Annotated in this window: 15 protein-coding genes and 1 tRNA gene; 15 read left to right on the forward strand and 1 reads right to left on the reverse strand. The window is 73.3% G+C overall.

Translation table 11 applies throughout. The features are described 5' to 3' along the window. Positions 1-1,012: 1,012 nt before the first annotated feature. The 14 genes from AC0VX2_RS05320 (at position 1,013) to pyk (ending at position 17,850) form a co-directional block, all read left to right on the forward strand. Positions 1,013-1,276 (forward strand): phosphoribosyl-ATP diphosphatase, encoded by a 264-nt coding sequence (locus tag AC0VX2_RS05320; RefSeq protein ID WP_010078767.1) that lies wholly within the window; start codon positions 1,013-1,015, stop codon positions 1,274-1,276. A gap of 53 nt (positions 1,277-1,329) precedes the next feature. Next, complete coding sequence (gene hisG / locus AC0VX2_RS05325; RefSeq protein ID WP_036315380.1) at positions 1,330-2,178, forward strand: ATP phosphoribosyltransferase; 849 nt, start codon at positions 1,330-1,332, stop codon at positions 2,176-2,178. 46 nt (positions 2,179-2,224) lie between these two features. After that, positions 2,225-2,995, forward strand: coding sequence for an imidazole glycerol phosphate synthase subunit HisF (gene hisF, locus AC0VX2_RS05330; protein ID WP_049146869.1), 771 nt, complete (start codon positions 2,225-2,227; stop codon positions 2,993-2,995). 44 nt (positions 2,996-3,039) lie between these two features. Beyond that, positions 3,040-3,420 (forward strand): phosphoribosyl-AMP cyclohydrolase, encoded by a 381-nt coding sequence (gene hisI, locus AC0VX2_RS05335; protein WP_010078764.1) that lies wholly within the window; start codon positions 3,040-3,042, stop codon positions 3,418-3,420. Continuing rightward, positions 3,417-4,967: a chorismate-binding protein gene (locus tag AC0VX2_RS05340; RefSeq protein WP_049146872.1), complete on the forward strand. Its 1,551-nt coding sequence runs from the start codon at positions 3,417-3,419 to the stop codon at positions 4,965-4,967. The genes hisI and AC0VX2_RS05340 overlap by 4 nt, the downstream gene beginning before the upstream one ends. Continuing rightward, positions 4,967-5,572 carry a Trp biosynthesis-associated membrane protein gene (locus AC0VX2_RS05345; protein ID WP_044658968.1) on the forward strand — a complete coding sequence of 202 codons (606 nt, stop codon included), beginning with the start codon at positions 4,967-4,969 and terminating at the stop codon, positions 5,570-5,572. Before AC0VX2_RS05340 ends, AC0VX2_RS05345 begins: the two co-directional genes overlap by 1 nt. A gap of 125 nt (positions 5,573-5,697) precedes the next feature. Next, complete coding sequence (locus tag AC0VX2_RS05350) at positions 5,698-6,021, forward strand: HGxxPAAW family protein (protein WP_010078761.1); 324 nt, start codon at positions 5,698-5,700, stop codon at positions 6,019-6,021. 5 nt (positions 6,022-6,026) lie between these two features. Next, positions 6,027-6,833: an indole-3-glycerol phosphate synthase TrpC gene (gene trpC / locus AC0VX2_RS05355; RefSeq protein ID WP_049146874.1), complete on the forward strand. Its 807-nt coding sequence runs from the start codon at positions 6,027-6,029 to the stop codon at positions 6,831-6,833. A 29-nt stretch (positions 6,834-6,862) separates the two neighbouring features. Beyond that, positions 6,863-8,188 carry a tryptophan synthase subunit beta gene (gene trpB / locus AC0VX2_RS05360; protein WP_122054299.1) on the forward strand — a complete coding sequence of 442 codons (1,326 nt, stop codon included), beginning with the start codon at positions 6,863-6,865 and terminating at the stop codon, positions 8,186-8,188. Continuing rightward, positions 8,185-8,991, forward strand: coding sequence for a tryptophan synthase subunit alpha (gene trpA / locus AC0VX2_RS05365; RefSeq protein WP_073116851.1), 807 nt, complete (start codon positions 8,185-8,187; stop codon positions 8,989-8,991). Before trpB ends, trpA begins: the two co-directional genes overlap by 4 nt. A gap of 2 nt (positions 8,992-8,993) precedes the next feature. Further along, positions 8,994-9,977, forward strand: a complete 984-nt coding sequence (lgt, locus tag AC0VX2_RS05370) for a prolipoprotein diacylglyceryl transferase (RefSeq protein ID WP_010078757.1) — start codon at positions 8,994-8,996, stop codon at positions 9,975-9,977. Between the two features lie 203 nt (positions 9,978-10,180). Beyond that, positions 10,181-14,833 carry a glutamate synthase large subunit gene (gltB, locus tag AC0VX2_RS05375; protein WP_049147614.1) on the forward strand — a complete coding sequence of 1,551 codons (4,653 nt, stop codon included), beginning with the start codon at positions 10,181-10,183 and terminating at the stop codon, positions 14,831-14,833. Then, positions 14,826-16,286 carry a glutamate synthase subunit beta gene (locus AC0VX2_RS05380; protein ID WP_020624213.1) on the forward strand — a complete coding sequence of 487 codons (1,461 nt, stop codon included), beginning with the start codon at positions 14,826-14,828 and terminating at the stop codon, positions 16,284-16,286. Before gltB ends, AC0VX2_RS05380 begins: the two co-directional genes overlap by 8 nt. A gap of 76 nt (positions 16,287-16,362) precedes the next feature. Then, entirely contained in the window at positions 16,363-17,850 is a 1,488-nt protein-coding gene (pyk, locus tag AC0VX2_RS05385; RefSeq protein ID WP_122054301.1) for a pyruvate kinase, read from the forward strand. Positions 17,851-17,868: 18 nt separating this feature from the next. On the opposite strand, the gene AC0VX2_RS05390 is transcribed toward pyk, so the two are convergent. Beyond that, positions 17,869-18,465: an ANTAR domain-containing response regulator gene (locus AC0VX2_RS05390; RefSeq protein ID WP_010078752.1), complete on the reverse strand. Its 597-nt coding sequence runs from the start codon at positions 18,463-18,465 to the stop codon at positions 17,869-17,871. A 176-nt stretch (positions 18,466-18,641) separates the two neighbouring features. Between AC0VX2_RS05390 and AC0VX2_RS05395 the strand changes: the two genes are divergently transcribed. Beyond that, a tRNA-Leu gene (locus AC0VX2_RS05395) sits at positions 18,642-18,723 on the forward strand. Positions 18,724-18,772: the final 49 nt, after the last annotated feature.

The following is an 18,772-nucleotide window of genomic DNA, read 5'->3' on the forward strand; positions in this document are numbered from 1 at the left end:
GACCGTCGGGTGCGTGTGAGGCCACCCCCGTGGGAGTCGGCCGACGCCCCGCACCCACGAACGTCGGCTCACGTCAGGGCGAGCATGGCGACGCGCCGAGGGGACGGGCGCCGAAGCCTTCTCCCGATAGAACGAGCACGTGGCGAGCCGGTGGTTGAGGGGGCCCGGCACCAGGTCTGCGACGAAGGCCCATGAGGATCTCCAGCCCCGGAAGCCAGGCTCCAGCGCTGGGCAGCTCGGCACTGCTGGGCAGCCGAGCCATCTCCACGAGCTGCGCATCACCGGGATCCCGCTCCCATTCCATGCCTTCCACCGCATTGCCCGTGGCCACCCGCCAGCGGGAGAGGATCTTCTGCGCTCGCTGCAACCGGGCGCTCACTCGGTGTGCGGGACGGGATGGGTCGCCTTCATCGTGGTGGGTCATGCTCCAGTTCGCGGGTCCGAGCGCGGGGCTCTGCTCCTCGTCCGGGAAGGGGAGGAGGGCCACGACGGCTACCCCCAGATCCTCTCGCCGCATCATTCCTGTTCTCCGTCGGCGACGTGGGCGCGGCCGCGCCGCCCGCCGGTGACCTCCAGGGCCTGGACCCGAGGCCCGGACGCGTGGACAGTCGACGAGATGGATGTGTGCGTCGCGGAAGAGATCTGGTGCGGTGGGCCCGGGCGGGGTTCGGGGCAGTGATCGACCTGGTGGTGTCTCAGGTGTGCAAGGAGCGGTGTCGTCGCTGGGGTCAGAAACGAGCGTGTCGTGCCCACCTGTCGGAGGTCGCCCGGGCCATGCGTGCGGACCGGACGGGCACGTTCAGCCCGTCATCCCCACGTCCACGGCCGCCTCGCGCGCGTGCCCCGATGGGAGTGAAGGAACGTGCAGACATGGGAGGGGGAGGACGCTGAGCGGCCGGCACGTCCCACGTGGGCCCGTAGGTGCAGCGCGTGGCGAAGACCCCGCCGTCCCGTACGTCACAATGACCGACTCCGGTCTGGGCTGGAGGGGCAGGGTCGCTAGGGTGGTCCCGTGAAGACCTTCGACGAGCTGTACGCGGAACTGACGCGCAAGGTGCAGGAGCGCCCCGAGGGCTCCGGCACCGTGGCCCAGATCGACGCCGGCGTCCATGCGATCGGCAAGAAGGTCGTCGAGGAGGCGGCCGAGGTCTGGATGGCCGCCGAGTACGAGTCGGATGAGGCCGCCGCCGAGGAGATCTCGCAGCTGCTGTACCACGTGCAGACCATGATGATCGCCCGCGGCATCAGCCTCGAGGACGTCTACCGCCACCTCTGAGGCCGCCGGCCCCGTTCCCCGCCCGCCCCACCGCACCCCGAGGAGACCGACGCGTGCTGCGCATCGCCGTGCCCAACAAGGGCGCCCTGTCCGAGTCCGCCCGCGAGATCCTGACCGAGGCCGGCTACCGGCAACGCCGGGACTCCCGCGAGCTCGTCCTCGTGGACCCCGAGAACAACGTCGAGTTCTTCTACCTGCGTCCCCGGGACATCGCCGTCTACGTCGGCCAGGGCACCCTCGACGTCGGCCTGACCGGCCGCGACCTGTTCTGCGACGCGCAGGTGGGGGACACCGCCGAGGAGATCATGGCGCTCGGCTTCGGCCGCTCCGTGTTCCGTCTCGCCGCCCCCGTCGGCTCCTTCACCTCCGCCGAGCAGCTCGCCGGCAAGCGCATCGCCACGAGCTACGACGGCCTGCTCTCCGACTACCTGGCCCGCACCGGCCTGGACGCCACGGTGGTGCACCTCGACGGCGCCGTGGAGTCCTCCGTCAAGCTCGGCGTGGCGGACGCGATCGCCGACGTCGTGGAGACCGGCAGCACCCTGCGCGCCGCCGGCATGGAGGTCTTCGGCGAGCCCATCCTCGACTCGGAGGCCGTGCTGATCGGCCGCGCGGGGGAGCGCCCCGAGGGCCTCGACGTGCTGCTGCGCCGCCTCAAGGGCGTGCTCGTGGCCCGCCGCTGGGTCATGATCGACTACGACATCCGTCGTGACCTGCTGGAGGCGGCCACCGCGGTCACCCCGGGGCTGGAGTCACCGACGGTCTCCCCGCTGCGGGACGAGACGATGGTCGCCGTGCGCTCCATGGTCCGCAAGCCGGACGCCAACCGCGTCATGGACGAGCTGTACGCCCTGGGCGCCCGCGGCATCCTGATCTCCGCGATCCACGCGATCCGCCTCTGACGGCCCGCGCCGTCCCGCCCGAGCCCCCCGAGACGAAGGAGCCGACGTGAGCCTCGCCGTGCGTGTCATCCCCTGCCTGGACGTGGACGCCGGGCGCGTGGTCAAGGGCGTGAACTTCGAGAACCTGAGGGACGCGGGCGACCCGGTCGAGCTCGCTCGCCGCTACAACGCCGCGGGCGCCGACGAGATCACGTTCCTCGACGTCACCGCCTCCACCTCGGACCGCGCCACGACCTACGACGTCGTGACCCGCACGGCAGAGGAGGTCTTCATCCCGCTGACCGTGGGCGGCGGCGTGCGCACCGTCGAGGACGTGGACCGGCTGCTGCGCACGGGGGCGGACAAGGTCTCCGTCAACACCGCGGCCGTGGCCCGGCCCGAGGTGATCACGGAGATCACCCGGCGCTTCGGGTCCCAGGTCCTCGTGCTCTCCCTCGACGCCCGGCGCACGGAGGACCCGGGATGCGCTTCCGGCTATGAGGTCACCACCCACGGCGGCCGCCGGGGCACCGGCATCGACACCGTCGCCTGGTGCCGGGAGGCCTCCGAGCGCGGGGTGGGGGAGATCCTGCTCAACTCGATCGACGCGGACGGCACGCGCGAGGGCTTCGACCTGGAGATGATCCGGGACGTGCGCGCCGTGACGCGCGTGCCGCTGATCGCCTCCGGCGGCGCCGGCGAGCCCGAGCACTTCCCACCCGCCGTCGCGGCCGGTGCGGACGCGGTGCTCGCCGCCTCCCTGTTCCACTTCGGCCCGGACGACATGCTCGCCCGCGTCAAGGACGCCCTGCGGCAGGCGGGGCACACCGTCCGCTGACCCCGGCGGCCACGCCCCGCTCCGGCTCCCTAGACTGGACCTCCATGAGCATCTCCCCGCCCGACGACCTCGTGGCCTCCGTGACCTTCGACGACCGGGGCCTGGTGCCCGCCATCGCCCAGCAGGAGGGCACCGGCGAGGTGCTCATGATGGCGTGGATGAACGCGGAGTCCCTGCGCGCGACGCTCGAGACCGGCTGGGCCACCTACTGGTCCCGCTCGCGCGGCGAGCTGTGGCGCAAGGGGGAGACCTCGGGCCACCTGCAGCGGGTGCGCGCGGTCCACGCGGACTGCGACGGCGACACCCTGCTGCTCACCGTGGACCAGACCGGCCCCGCCTGCCACACGGGCACCCGCACCTGCTTCACCGGCCGCGAGCTCGTCATGCCGCCGGCCGCCGTCGACCCTGAGGAGGCCGCCCGATGACCGCCGCCACCACTCCCTCCCGTGCGGAGTTCCTGCGTCTGGCGGACACCGCCCGCGTGATCCCCGTGGTCCGCACGGTGCTGGCGGACGGCCTCACGCCGCTGGCGATCCATCGGCGCCTGGCCGGCTCCCGCCCCGGCACCTTCCTGATGGAGTCCGCCACCCCGGGCGCGGCGTGGTCCCGGTACAGCTTCATCGGGGCCGGCTCCGCCGTCACCCTGACCTCGCGGGACGGCGAGGCGCACTGGCAGGGCACCCCGCCCGAGGGGCTGCCCACGCAGGGCCGCGCCCTGGACGTGCTCGCGGCGTGCCTGCGCCTGCTGAGCACGGACGTGCGCGCCGAGGTCGGAGGCGTCCTGCCGCATCTCGTCTCCGGCATGGCCGGCTTCCTGGGGTGGAACACGGTCCGCGCGTGGGAGCGCCTGCCGCACCCGCCCGAGGACCACCTCGGCCTGCCCGACCTCGCGATGAACCTCGTCACCGACCTGGCCGTGCACGACGCCCTGGACGGCACCGTGACGCTGATCGCCAACGCGGTGAACGGCAACGGCCTGGCCACCGGCGCGGACCGCGCCTACGACGACGCGCTCGCCCGTCTGGACGCCATGGTCGAGCGCCTGACCGCCCCGGCCGCGGACCCGGTCAGCGACGTCCCGCGCCGCTGGCTCGAGGCGGACGCGGACGAGGTCGCCGCCCAGGCCGAGGACCGGTGGGGCGCCGAAGGCTTCCGGGAGGCCGTCGGGAAGGCCCAGCGGGCGATCCGCGACGGCGAGGTGTTCCAGGCCGTCGTCTCCCGCCGCCTCTCGGTCACCACGGACGCCACCGGTCTGGACGTGTACCGCGTCCTGCGCATGGTGAACCCGAGCCCCTACATGTACCTCTTCTCCTTCGAGACCCCGGACGGGGAGCCGTACGAGATCGTGGGCTCCTCGCCCGAGGCGCTCGTCACCGTGCGGGACCGCCGCGTGGTCACCCATCCGATCGCCGGCTCACGGCGGCGCGGGGCCACCGCGGAGGACGACCGCCTCCTCGGCAAGGACCTGCTGGAGGACGAGAAGGAGCGGGCCGAACACCTCATGCTCGTGGACCTCTCCCGCAACGACCTCTCGCGCGTGTGCCGCCCCGGCACCGTCGAGGTCACCCAGTTCATGGAGCTCGAGGCGTTCAGCCACATCCTCCACCTGGTCTCCCACGTGGAGGGCCGCATGCGCGACGATGTCGACGCGCTCGACGTCCTCCGCGCCGCCTTCCCCGCCGGCACGCTGTCCGGCGCCCCGAAGCCCCGCGCCCTGCAGCTGCTGGACGAGTGGGAGCCGACCGAGCGCGGGCCCTACGGCGGCGTCGTCGGCTACTTCGACCTGGCGGGCAACATGGACATGGCGATCAACATCCGCTCGGCCACGCTGCACCGCGGCCAGGCGCACGTGCAGGCCGGCGCCGGCATCGTCGCCGACTCCGATCCCGACGCCGAGACCGCCGAGACCGTCACCAAGGCGACGGCGCCGCTGCGGTCCGTGCTGACCGCGGGCGAGCTGGGGCAGGCGTGATGCGCCGCCGCACCGTGGTCCTCGCCGCGCTGGCCGCCGGCGGGCTCGTGCTGCTCACGGCGGGCCGCACCTGGGTGACCGCCACGGGCCTGTCCGGCGGGATCGCCTCCGAGGCGACGACGTCGGGCGGCGCCGCCGCGCCCGTCGCCACCGCCATGGCCCTGGTCGTGATGGCCGGTGCCCTCGCCCTGACCACCGCCCGGCGCCTCGGCGCCGTGATCGTCGGCGTGCTCATGGCGCTGGCTGGGGTCGTGATCGCCTCGACCTCGGTCACCGCCGCCCTGGATCCGGCGACGACGGCGGCCGCCGCGGTCGCCGACGCGACCGGGACCACTGCGCTCGCGCAGGACTACGCCGTGACGGCGTGGCCGTGGGTCGCGGCGGCCGGCGGCGTGCTCGCGGCGCTGTGCGGCGTCGTGGCGGCACTGGCGGGCCGTGGCTGGCGTTCGTCCCGGCGCTACGAGAAGGCGCCTGCGGCCTCCGAGCCCGGCCCGGCCGCCGCCGGGGAGCAGCCCGCGCAGTCCGCCCGCGAGGCGGCCCAGCGCCGGCGCGTGGACCAGATGGACGCGTGGGACGAGCTGTCCCGCGGCAACGACCCCACGTGAGCGCCCGTCTCTCGGACCGCCCCGCACCGCCCGGGTCGTCCCGGGTCACGCGGGCCCGGTCCCGTGCCCGCATGGCACAATGAGGGACAGTCGTCATGTACACCACGCACCAGTGAGGGACAGCCATGAGCCACACCGCGAACACCGCGCACACCGAGCCCACCACCCGTCGCGCCGCCCGCCGCGGCGCCGTCGAGGACGTCGTCGTCACCGAGGACGGCCTGGTGCTCAACGACCCGACCCACCTCGAGCTGCCGGGCCACGGCAACTCGCCCGGCGCGTGGGCCATGGTGGCGCTCGTGCTCGTCGGCTTCGTGGCCGGCTGCGTCGGCCTGCTCGCCGACTGGAGCGTCGTCGTGTGGATCGGGCTCGCCCTGATGGCCGTGGGCGTCGTCGTGGGCATCGTCGCCGGCAAGGCCGGCGCGGGTCGCGGCCAGCACGGTCACTGATCCGCGTGTCCGTCCTCCAGGAGATCATCGACGGCGTCCGCGAGGACCTCGAGCCACGTCGCCGTGCCCTGCCCGAGGCGCGCCTGGCCGAGCTGGTGGCCGCCGCCCCCGCGCCGCGTGACGCCCACGCGGCCCTGCACGGCGGACGCACCGACCCCGCGGGGATCCGGGTGATCTCCGAGGTGAAGCGGGCGAGCCCCTCCAAGGGCGCGCTCGCCGAGATCCCCGAGCCGGCCACCCTGGCCCGCGCGTACGAGCGCGGCGGCGCCAGCGCCGTCTCCGTGCTCACCGAGGCCCGCCGCTTCGGCGGCAGCCTGGCCGACCTGGACGCCGTGCGCGCCGCCGTCGATCTGCCGGTCCTGCGCAAGGACTTCACCGTCACCGAGTACCAGATCCACGAGGCCCGCGCCCACGGGGCCGACCTGGTCCTGCTGATCGTGGCCGCCCTCGACGACGCCGAGCTGGCCGGCTTCCTGCAGCTCACCGAGTCCCTGGGCATGCACGCCCTCGTGGAGGCCCACACGCCCGAGGAGATCGAGCGCGGCGTCGCCGCCGGCGCCCGCATCCTCGGCGTCAACGTGCGCAACCTCAAGACCCTGGACGTCGACCCGGCCCGCTACGCAGCGCTGGCCGACGGGCTGCCCGAGGACGTCGTCCGGGTCGCCGAGTCGGGCGTCGAGTCCGAGGAGCAGATCAAGGCCTACGCCGCCGCGGGCGCCGACGTCGTGCTCGTGGGCGAGGCCCTCGTGCGCCACGGCGCCCCCGAGGAGGCGCTGCGCGCGTTCCGCGCCGCGTCCCTCACCGTCCGCTGACCGAACCAGACCCGAGGAGCGTGGTCGCCATGAGCGCCGACCGTCCGAGCACCGAGCCCGCGATCGAGTTCGAGGGGCCCTATCAGGGTCAGGCCGGACCCTACTTCGGCGACTACGGCGGGCAGTGGATGCCCGAGTCCCTCATGGCCGCGCTGCAGGAGCTCACCCGCACCTACGAGCAGGCGCGGCAGGACCCCGCCTTCGAGGCCGAGCTGCGGACCCTGTTCCGGGACTACGTGAACCGGCCCTCCCTGCTGAGCGAGGTGCCGCGGTTCGCCGCGGACACCCCCGGGGTGCGCATCTTCCTCAAGCGCGAGGACCTCAACCACACCGGCTCGCACAAGATCAACAACGTGATCGGCCAGGCGCTGCTCGCCCGTCGCATGGGCAAGACGCGTCTGATCGCGGAGACCGGCGCCGGCCAGCACGGCGTGGCCACGGCGACGGCGGCCGCGCTGTTCGGCATGGAGTGCACCGTGTACATGGGGGAGGAGGACACCCGCCGCCAGGCCCTGAACGTGGCGCGCATGCAGATGCTCGGCGCCGAGGTGGTGCCCGTGGCGATCGGCGCCCGCACCCTGAAGGACGCGATCAATGAGGCCCTGCGGGACTGGGTCGCCTCCGTGGACAACACGCATTACCTGATGGGCACGGTCACGGGCCCGCACCCGTTCCCCGCCATGGTGCGCTACTTCCACTCCGTGATCGGCGAAGAGGCCCGCGAGCAGATCCTGGCGCAGGCCGGCCGCCTGCCGGACGCCGTCGCGGCGTGCGTGGGCGGCGGGTCCAACGCGATGGGCCTGTTCCACGGCTTCCTCGACGACCCTGAGGTGGAGCTCTACGGCTTCGAGGCCGGGGGCGAGGGCCTCGAGACCGGTCGCCACGCCGCGTCCATCACGCTCGGACGCACCGGCGTGCTGCACGGCGCCCGCACGTACCTGATGCAGGACGAGGACGGGCAGACGATCGACTCCCACTCGATCTCCGCCGGCCTGGACTACCCGGCCGTCGGCCCGGAGCACGCCTTCCTGCACGACACGGGCCGCGCCGTCTACGAGCCGGTCTCGGACACCGAGTGCATGGACGCCTTCCTCCGGCTCACGCGCACCGAGGGCATCACGCCCGCCATCGAGTCGGCCCACGCCCTGGCCGGTGCGCTGCGCCTGGCCCGCCGCTGGGCGGACGAGGGCCTCGTGGGGCCGGACGCCCCGGAGGGGGAGGAGCGGATCATCATCGTGAACCTCTCCGGCCGCGGGGACAAGGACGTCGCCACGGCGGCGGCCTGGTTCGGCCTCGGCACGGCCGCGGAGGAGAAGGACCCGCTCGAGGAGATGACCCCCGGAGAGGAGCAGTGACCGGCATGACCGTGCACTCCAAGACCGCCGCGGCCCTGGACGCCGCGAAGGCGGCCGGCCGCACCGGCCTCGTCGCCTTCCTGCCGGCCGGCTACCCGTCCGTGGACGAGTGCGTCGAGGCCGTCGTCGCCGCCGCGGAGAACGGCGCCGACGTCATCGAGCTGGGCCTGCCCTACACGGACCCCGTGATGGACGGCCCCGTGATCCAGGCCGCGACCCAGACGGCGCTGCAGGCGGGTTTCCGCGTGGCCGACGTCTTCGACATCATCCGACGGGTGACCCAGCGCACCGACGCCGCGGTGCTGGTGATGACCTACTGGAACCTCGTGGACCGCATGGGCGTCGACGAGTTCGCGCGCCGCCTCGCGGAGGCCGGGGGCGCCGGTCTCGTCACCCCTGACCTCGTGCCCGAGGAGGCCGGCGCCTGGATGGAGGCCTCGGACCGTCACGGCCTGGACCGCGTGTTCCTCACCGCGCCCTCGTCCACGGACGAGCGGGTGCGCCTCACCGTCGACTCCTCCCGCGGCTTCGTGTACGCCGTGTCGGTCATGGGCGTCACCGGCACCCGCGACGCGGTGTCCACCGTCGCCGAGACCGTGGTCCGCCGGGCTCAGGATGCCGGGGCGGAGCACGTGTGCGTCGGCCTCGGCGTCTCCCAGGCGGCGCACGTCCGCGAGATCGGCGCCTACGCCGACGGCGCGATCGTCGGCACGGCCCTGGTGCGCGCGCTGACGGACGGCGGGCCGCAGGCCGTGGGCACGCTGACCCGCGAGCTCGCCGCCGGCACGGTCCGAGAGGGCTGAGGGTGACCGCCGCCCTGGCCCCGCTCGCCGCCTTCCCCGCCCCCGGGTGGGACGGGTTCCAGCTGGGCCCGGTGAAGATCCACGCGTACGCGCTGTGCATCATCCTGGGCATCGTCCTGGCGCTGTGGCTCGCCGAGCGTCGGTGGCGCGCCCGCGGCGGCCCCGAGGACCGTGTGCTCGACATCGCCCTGTGGGCCATCCCGTTCGGCTTCGTGGGCGGTCGGCTCTACCACGTGTTCTCCTCACCGGACCGGTACTTCGGGCCCGGCTTCGACGGCACGGGCGACCCGATCCAGATCCTGTACGTGTGGAACGGTGGACTGGGCATCTGGGGCGCGATCGCCCTCGGCGCCGTGGGCGCGTGGATCGCGTGCCGCCGCTACGGGCTGCGGCTGACGGCCTTCGGCGACGTCGTCGCGCCGGGCATCCTGCTGGCCCAGGCCATCGGCCGGTGGGGCAACTGGTTCAACCAGGAGCTCTTCGGCGGCCCGACGACCCTGCCCTGGGGGCTCGAGGTCGACCCGGCCAGCCCGAACTTCCCGGCCGGCTACGCCCCGGACACGCTGTTCCACCCCACGTTCCTCTACGAGTGCCTGTGGAACCTGGCCGGGGTCGCGCTGCTGCTCCTCGTGGACCGCGCGCTGCACCTGCGCCACGGCCTCATGCTGTGGTCCTACGTCGCCTGGTACACCGCGGGCCGCACGTGGATCGAGATGCTGCGCATCGACGACGCCGAGATGGTCACGCTCTTCGGCGTCACCCAGCGGCTCAACGTGTGGACGTCCCTGCTGGTGTTCGTCATCGCCCTCGCGTTCATCGTCGGGATCCTGCTGCGCCATCGCGGCGCGGCCGCCGGCCCCCACGCCCACCAGAGCGTGTGGCGCGCCGGACACGCCCCCGAGGGCGACGACGGCGCCGCCGTCGCCGCGGGCCGCTCCGGGTCCCACGCCGTGGGCGCGGCGGAGGACGACGCCGTCCGGCGCTGACCCGCTCCCCGGCGCGCCCGCGAGGGGCGCCCGGGGCCCCGGTGTCCCACATGGTGGACATTCGGCGTGTCACAGAACGTCCGGTTCCGCACAGTGGGACGTCGCGCCCGGTAGCGTCTCTTCCACCTCGGGGCCGTCGGCCCCGAGCGTCGGGGCCAGCGCCGTCCCCGTCCGAGCCCCTGCTCTCCGGAAAGGACGGCACCATGCCCGTGGCATCCTCGCCCGCCTCGGCCCCCCGCGCGGGGGGACCGGTGGATCCCTTCGTCCGCTATGCGGACGTCCCCGCCGCCCAGGGCCTCTACGACCCGTCCCGGGAGACCGAGAACTGCGGCCTCGCCGTCATCGCCACCCTGCGGGGCACCCCGGGCCACGACATCGTCCAGCACGCGCTGACCGCCCTGCGCGCGCTCGAGCACCGCGGGGCGGTGGGCGCCGACGAGGGCACCGGCGACGGCGCCGGCCTGCTGACCCAGATCCCCGACGAGCTGTTCCGTGCCGTCGTCGACGCCGAGCTGCCCCCCGTGGGCGAGTACGTCGCCGGCACCGCCTTCCTGCCGCCCGTCGACGGCGAGCGCGCCGAGGCGAAGGAGGCCGTCGAGCGGCTGGCCGAGGAGGAGGGGCTGCAGGTCCTGGCGTGGCGCGAGGTGCCCACCGACCCCTCGGCCCTGGGCGTCGGCTCCCGGGCGGCCATGCCCGCGTTCGAGCAGCTGTTCCTGTCCCTGGCGGACGGTCAGGACGGCACCGAGCCGGGGCAGTCGCTGGACGTGCGGGCGTGGCGGGTGCGCCGCCGCGCCCAGTCCCGCGCCGGCGTCTATTTCCCCTCGCTCTCGTCCCAGACGATCGTCTACAAGGGCATGCTGACGACGGCCCAGCTGGAGCCGTTCTACCCGGACCTCTCCGACGAGCGGTTCACCACCCGGCTGGGCGTGGTCCACTCGCGGTTCTCCACCAACACCTTCCCCTCGTGGCCGCTGGCCCAGCCGTTCCGCACCATCGCGCACAACGGCGAGATCAACACGGTCAAGGGCAACCGCAACTGGATGCGCGCCCGTCAGGGCCAGCTCAAGCACCCGATGCTCGGCGAGGTCCCCGAGGACCTGTTCCCGCTGATCAGCCCCATCGGCTCGGACTCGGCCTCCTTCGACGAGGTCGCGGAGCTGCTCATGCTCTCCGGGCGCCCGCTCACCCAGGCGATCATGATGATGATCCCGGAGGCGTGGGAGAACCACGCGACCATGGACCCGGCCCGCCGCGCCTTCTACCAGTACCACTCCATGCTCATGGAGCCCTGGGACGGACCGGCCGCCGTCGCCTTCTCCGACGGCACCCAGGTGGGCGCCGTGCTGGACCGCAACGGCCTGCGCCCCGCCCGCTGGTGGGTCACCGACGACGGCCTCGTCGTCCTGGCCTCCGAGGTCGGCGTCGTGCCGATCGAGCCCTCGGCGGTGGTGCGCAAGGGGCGCGTGGCCCCGGGGCGCATGTTCCTCGTGGACACCGAGCAGGGCCGGATCATCGGCGACGACGAGATCAAGGCCGAGGTCGCCTCCGCCCAGCCGTGGGAGGACTGGGTGCGCCAGAACCTCCTGGACCTGGAGTCGCTCCCCGAGCGCGAGCACGTCCGCCACACCTCCGAGTCGATCCTGCAGCGTCAGCGCATCTTCGGGTACACCTCGGAGGAGCTGCGCATCCTCGTCGGGCCGATGGCCCAGACGGGCGCCGAGCCGCTCGGTGCGATGGGCACGGACACGCCCATCGCCGTCCTCGCCAAGCGGCCCCGGCTGCTCTTCGACTACTTCGTGCAGTCCTTCGCCCAGGTGACGAACCCGCCGCTCGACGCGATCCGCGAGGAGCAGGTGACCTCGATGCGCACCGCGATCGGCCCGCAGGGCAACGTGCTCTCCCTCGAGCAGGTGCGCACCCGCCAGGTCGACGTCCCGTTCCCCGTGATCGACAACGACCAGCTGGCCCGCATCCAGCACCTGCGCGACGCCGACGGCACCCGCCTGACCCTCAAGGTGAACGGCGTGTACCGGGTGGCCGGAGGCGTCGAGGAGCTCCGCGCCCAGCTGAAGGCGATCTGCGAGCAGGTCTCGGCCGCCGTCAACCGCGGCGTGGAGTACGTGGTGCTGTCCGACCGCGGCGCCACCGCCCAGTGGGCGCCGATCCCGTCCCTGCTGCTGACCTCCGCCGTGCACCACCACCTGCTGGCCTCGGCCAACCGCACCAAGAGCTCGCTGATCGTCGAGGCGGGCGACGTGCGCGAGGTCCACCATGTGGCCGTCCTGCTCGGCTACGGGGCCTCCGCGGTCAACCCGTACCTGGCCATGGAGTCCGCCGAGGAGCTCGTGCGCACGGGAGAGGTCTCGGGCGTCACCGCCGAGCAGGCCGTGGCGAACCTGATCAAGGCGCTCGGCAAGGGCGTCCAGAAGATCATGTCCAAAATGGGCATCTCCACGGTCGCCTCCTACACCGGCGCCCAGACGTTCGAGGCGCTCGGCCTGTCCCGGCGCTTCGTGGACCGCTACTTCGTGGGCACCACGAGCCCGCTCGACGGCGTGGGCATCGACGTCGTCGCCGCCGAGATCCAGGCGCGCCACGAGTTCGCGTATCCGCCGGACGGCAACGACATCAACCCGTACCGCGAGCTCGAGGTGGGCGGCGAGTACCAGTGGCGGCGCGAGGGCGCGCCGCACCTGTTCAACCCCGAGACCGTGTTCCGCCTCCAGCACTCCACGCGGGAGCGGCGCTACGACGTCTTCAAGGACTACACGCGTCGCGTGGACGACCAGGCGGAGGAGCTCATGACCCTGCGCGGGCTCATGCGCCTGCGCACGGGCGAGCGGCCGCCGGTGCCCGTCTCCGAGGTGGAGCCCGTCGAGTCGATCGTGCGCCGCTTCTCCACCGGCGCGATGTCCTACGGCTCCATCTCGCAGGAGGCGCACGAGACCCTCGCGATCGCCATGAACCGCCTCGGCGCCCGCTCGAACTCGGGCGAGGGCGGCGAGGACCCCGAGCGCCTGCTGGACCCGGAGCGCCGCTCGAAGATCAAGCAGATCGCCTCGGGCCGGTTCGGCGTCACCAGCCTGTACCTGGCCACCGCGACCGACCTGCAGATCAAGATGGCCCAGGGCGCCAAACCCGGCGAGGGCGGCCAGCTGATGGGGACCAAGGTGTACCCGTGGGTCGCCCGCACGCGGCACTCGACCCCGGGCGTCTCCCTGGTGTCGCCGCCGCCGCACCACGACATCTACTCGATCGAGGACCTGGCGCAGCTGATCCACGACCTCAAGCGGGCCAACCCGACCGCGCGGGTCCACGTCAAGCTCGTCTCCGAGTCCGGCGTGGGCACGGTGGCCGCGGGCGTCGCCAAGGCGCGCGCCGACGTCGTGCTCATCTCCGGCCACGACGGCGGAACGGGCGCCTCCCCGCTGAACTCCCTCAAGCACGCGGGCACCCCGTGGGAGATCGGCCTGGCCGAGGCGCAGCAGACGCTCATGCTCAACGGCCTGCGCGAGCGCGTCACCGTCCAGGTGGACGGGCAGCTCAAGACCGGCCGGGACGTCGTGATCGCCGCACTGCTCGGGGCCGAGGAGTTCGGCTTCGCGACCGCCCCGCTCGTGGTCTCCGGCTGCATCATGATGCGCGTGTGCCACCTGGACACGTGCCCCGTGGGCGTGGCCACCCAGAACCCCGAGCTGCGCGCGCGCTTCACGGGCAAGCCCGAGTTCGTCGTCAACTTCTTCGAGTTCATCGCGCAGGAGGTCCGCGAGCTGCTCTCGCAGCTGGGCTTCCGCACGCTCGACGAGGCGATCGGCCACCGCGAGCTGCTCGACGTGGACGCGGCCCTGCACCACTGGAAGTCCGAGGGCCTGGACCTCTCGGGCATCCTCGCGGACCCCTCCGTCGGCCGGCGTCCGGGCCACGAGGACGCGCCCATGCGCCGCACCACCGAGCAGGACCACGACCTCGCCTCCCACATCGACCACCGGTTCATCGCCCGGCTGGGGGACACGCTCACGACGGGCACGCCCGTCGTGATGGACGAGGCCGTCGTGAACACGGACCGGTCCGTGGGCACGCTGCTGGGCTACCACGTCACGAGCACGCGGCTCGCCGACGAGCTGGACGACGACACGATCACCGTGCGCCTGACGGGCGAGGCCGGCCAGTCCCTCGGCGCCTTCCTGCCCGCCGGCGTCACCCTGCGGCTCTCGGGCGACGCCAACGACTACGTCGGCAAGGGCCTGTCGGGGGGACGCGTGATCGTCCGCCCCGACGCCGAGGCCCCGTTCGTGGCCGAGGAGAACACCGTGGCCGGCAACGTGATCGGCTACGGCGCCACCTCGGGCCAGCTGTTCCTGCGCGGCCGCGTGGGGGAGCGGTTCCTCGTGCGCAACTCCGGCGCCACCGCGGTGGCCGAGGGCATCGGCGACCACGGCCTGGAGTACATGACCGGCGGTGAGGCGCTGATCCTCGGCGAGACCGGCCGCAACCTCGCCGCCGGCATGTCCGGCGGGCGGGCCTGGGTGCTGGACCTGGACCGGGAGGACCTGAACCCACTCGCCGTCCGCGAGGACGCCCTGATCCTCGAGGCGCCGTCCGCGCAGGACCGGCTGCGGATCGCCGAGCTGCTGGAGCTGCACCGCGCGGAGACGGGCTCCGCCGTCGCCGCCGCGCTGCTCGCCGACCTGCGGGCCGGCGGGGACGCCGCCGACGCCGCGTGGGACCGCTTCACGACCGTCCTGCCCCGGCAGTACGACCTCGTGCTGCGCACCCGTCAGGCCGCGACGGCCGAGGGACTCGACCCGGACGGGGAGGCCGTCTGGGACCGACTGCTGGAGGTGACCCGTGGCTGATCCGCGCGGATTCCTGAAGAACCGGGAGCGCGTCGAGCGCCCCACGCGTCCGGTGCCGGTGCGCATCATGGACTTCAAGGACGTGTACGTCCGCCAGGACGAGGCGATCGTGCGCACCCAGGCCGGCCGGTGCATGGACTGCGGCATCCCGTTCTGCCACTCCGGGTGCCCGCTGGGCAACCTCATCCCGGAGTGGAACGACCTGGTCCGGCGGAGACGCTGGGACGAGGCCGCCGCGCGACTGCACTCGACCAACAACTTCCCCGAGGTCACCGGGCGGATCTGCCCCGCCCCGTGCGAGGACTCCTGCACCCTGGGCATCAACCAGCCCGCGGTCACCATCAAGCAGACCGAGGTGGCGATCGCGGAGCAGATCTTCGACAACGACTGGCTCGAGCCGGTCGTGCCGGCCCGCCTGAACGGCCACACCGTGGCCGTCGTCGGCTCGGGCCCGGCGGGACTGGCCGCGGCGCAGCAGCTCACCCGCGCCGGCTTCACCGTGGTGGTCTACGAGCGCGACGAGCGCCTCGGCGGCCTGCTGCGGCTGGGCATCCCGGACTTCAAGCTGGAGAAGGACGTCCTGGACCGGCGCCTGGCGCAGATGGAGGCCGAGGGCACCCGGTTCCGCACCGGCGTGGAGATCGGCGTCGACCTGCCCTGGGACCAGCTCAAGGCCCGCTTCGACGCCGTGATCGTGGCGACCGGCGCCCCCGTGGCCCGCGAGCTGCCCGTCCCCGGCCGCGGCCTCGACGGGATCCACCTCGCCATGGACTACCTCGTGCAGTCCAACCGCGCGGTCGCCGGCGACGAGGTCCCGGACCAGATCTCCGCCGAGGGGCGCCACGTGGTGATCCTCGGCGGCGGCGACACGGGCGCGGACTGCATCGGCACCGCGCACCGCCAGGGGGCGGCGTCCGTGACGACGCTGGCGATCGGCCAGCAGCTGCCGGTCGAGCGCCCCGTCCACCAGCCGTGGCCCACGATCCCCAAGGTCCACCAGCAGACCACGGCCGACGCCGAGGGCGGCGCCCGCGCGCACCTTGCCTCCACGGTCGAGTTCCTCGGCGACGAGCACGGCCGCGTGCGCGCCCTGCGCGTGGCGGAGACCGAGTACCGCGAGGACGGCACGCGCGGGCCCAAGGCGGGCACCGAGCGCGAGGTCCAGGCAGACCTGGTGCTGCTGGCGCTGGGCTTCACCGGCATCGAGGAGGGGCTGCTCACGCAGCAGCTCGGCGTGCACGTGACACGCGGGCTCGTGGCCCGGAAGGACGGGTACGAGACCGACGAGCCGGGCGTGTTCGCGTGCGGCGACGCCGGGCGCGGCGCCTCCCTGGTGGTCTGGGCCATCGCCGAGGGGCGTGCGTGCGCGCAGGAGGTCGACGAGTCGCTCGAGCGCTGGTCCCGACTGCCGCACCCCGTGGACCCGGACGACCGCGGCCTCGTCCTCGGCTGAGTCCTCCGTCTCATCTTCCGACGCCACGCGGGCCCGCCCTCCACCGAGGGCGGGCCCGCCCCCTATCGTGGGTCGCATGCGACACGCGAAGATCATCGCCACCTTTGGGCCCGCCACCGACTCCGACGAGACCACCCGCGCCATCATCCGCGCGGGGGCGGACGTCGTCCGCCTCAACATGAGCCACGGCGACCACGCGGTGCATGAGACGTCCTACGAGCGGGTGCGTCGGCTGAGCGTGGAGGAGCGGCGCCCGGTCGCGATCTTCGCGGACCTCCAGGGCCCCAAGATCCGCCTCGGCCGCTTCACCGACGGCCCGCATCTGCTCGAGAGGGGCGATCGGATCACCATCACCACCCGGGACGTGCCCGGGACCCGCGAGCTGGTCGGCACCACCCACAAGGGGCTGCCCGGGGACGTCGCCCCCGGTGACGTGCTCCTGGTGGACGACGGCAAGGTGCGCCTGCGCGCCGTCGAGGTCACGGACACGGACGTGCTGGCCGAGGTCGAGGTGCCGGGCATGGTCTCGGACAACAAGGGGATCAACCTGCCCGGCGTGGCGGTGAACGTGCCGGCCCTGTCCGAGAAGGACGAGCGGGACCTGCGCTGGGCGCTGCGCACCGGCGTGGACATGGTGGCGCTGTCCTTCGTGCGGGACGCCGCGGACGTGGACCGGGTGCACGAGATCATGGACGAGGAGGAGCGCCGGGTCCCGGTCATCGCCAAGATCGAGAAGCCCCAGGCGGTGGAGAACCTCGAGGCCATCGTGGACGCGTTCGACGCCATCATGGTGGCCCGCGGCGACCTCGGCGTGGAGCTGCCGCTCGAGGACGTGCCCGTGGTGCAGAAGCGCGCAGTGGACCTCGCCCGCCGCTGGGCGAAGCCGGTCATCGTGGCCACGCAGGTGCTCGAGTCGATGATCGACAGCCCGCGCCCGACGCGCGCCGAGGCCTCGGACTGCGCCAACGCCGTGCTCGACGGCGCGGACGCCGTCATGCTCTCGGGCGAGACCTCAGTGGGCGCGTATCCGGTCGAGACGGTCCAGACGATGGCCCGGATCATCGAGTCCACCGAGACCCACGGCCTCGAGCTCATCCACCCGCTCGGCTCGCGTCCGCGCACGCGCGGCGGCGCGATCACCCGGGCCGCCGTCGAGGTCGCGAACCAGCTCGAGATCCCGTTCCTCGCCACGTTCACCGAGTCCGGCGACTCGGCCCGTCGGCTCAGCCGCCTGCGGCCGCGTCAGCCGATCTACGCGTTCACCCACCACGAGCACACGCACAACATCCTGTGCCTGACGTGGGGCGTCTATCCGAAGATGGTCCCGTTCCAGGACTCCACCGACAAGATGACCCTCCAGGTGGAGCAGTCGCTCACATCGGAGGGCATCGCCCAGCACGGCGACCTCGTGGTCATCGCCGCCGGGTCCCCTCCCGGGGCCGTGGGCTCCACGAACACGCTGCGCGTGCACCGCGTGGGCGGCGACGCCGCGGGCGGCTCGTCCGCGGCGTCGCCGCAGACGCGCGAGCCCGTCGGCTTCTGGCCGGCCCGCTCCCCGCTCTGACGAGCGCGCGGGCGCCGCTCAGCCGACCTGGTCGATGACGGCCTGCGCGACCTCCCGCATGGTCAGGCGCCGGTCCATGGAGGTCTTCTGGATCCAGCGGAAGGACTCGGCCTCGGTCAGGCGCATCCGCTCCTGGAGCAGCGCCTTGGCCCGGTCCACGATCTTGCGGGTCTCCAGGCGGTCGCCCAGGTCCCGCACCTCGGCCTCGAGGCTGCGCAGCTCGTCGAAGCGGGCCACGGCCAGTTCGATCGCGGGGACCAGGTCGGCCTCGGTGAAGGGCTTGACCACGTAGGCCATGGCCCCGGCGGTCCGGGCGCGCTCCACCAGCTCGCGCTGACTGAAGGCGGTCAGCATGACCACGGGGGCGAGCCGTTCCCCGGCGATCTCGCCCGCGGCCGCGATGCCGTCCATCACGGGCATCTTCACGTCCATCACCACGATGTCCGGGCGGTGCTCGCGCACGGCCTCGACGGCGGCGCGGCCGTCGCCGGCCTCGGCGACCACCCGGTATCCCGCCCCGGTGAGCACCTCCACCAGGTCGAGGCGGATCAGGGTCTCGTCCTCGGCGACGACGGCCCGCAGGCCGGTCTCCTCGGGAGGCGTCAGCGTGGACACGGCAGCTCCTTCGTGCGGGCCGGGACGGCGTCGGTGTGGCGCCGCTGGTGGTCCACCAGGCTACCGTGCGCCATGGGCGCGGCGCGGGCGCGGCGGCGGGGACCGCCCGCCGGAAGGCCGGGGACGCCGGGTCGGGGCGCTGATAGGGTGATCCAGTCCCGCCTCCGGGCGGCACTGCCCGAATGGTGGAATCGGTAGACACGCCGCACTCAAAATGCGGTGCCGAGAGGCGTGTGGGTTCGAGTCCCACTTCGGGCACCGTCGGCGCGCGGCCACCCGTCGTGTGCGCCGTGTCCGTGACCGATCG

The sequence above is a fragment of the Micrococcus sp. iso_239 genome, from assembly GCF_056173395.1.

Coding starts and splice junctions, on each gene's coding strand:
- gltB (WP_049147614.1), top strand. CDS start 10,181: ATGCCCGTGGCATCCTCGCCCGCCTCGGCCCCCCGCGCGGGGGGACCG.
- AC0VX2_RS05340 (WP_049146872.1), top strand. CDS start 3,417: ATGACCGCCGCCACCACTCCCTCCCGTGCGGAGTTCCTGCGTCTGGCG.
- trpB (WP_122054299.1), top strand. CDS start 6,863: ATGAGCGCCGACCGTCCGAGCACCGAGCCCGCGATCGAGTTCGAGGGG.
- AC0VX2_RS05350 (WP_010078761.1), top strand. CDS start 5,698: ATGAGCCACACCGCGAACACCGCGCACACCGAGCCCACCACCCGTCGC.
- pyk (WP_122054301.1), top strand. CDS start 16,363: ATGCGACACGCGAAGATCATCGCCACCTTTGGGCCCGCCACCGACTCC.
- AC0VX2_RS05345 (WP_044658968.1), top strand. CDS start 4,967: ATGCGCCGCCGCACCGTGGTCCTCGCCGCGCTGGCCGCCGGCGGGCTC.
- hisI (WP_010078764.1), top strand. CDS start 3,040: ATGAGCATCTCCCCGCCCGACGACCTCGTGGCCTCCGTGACCTTCGAC.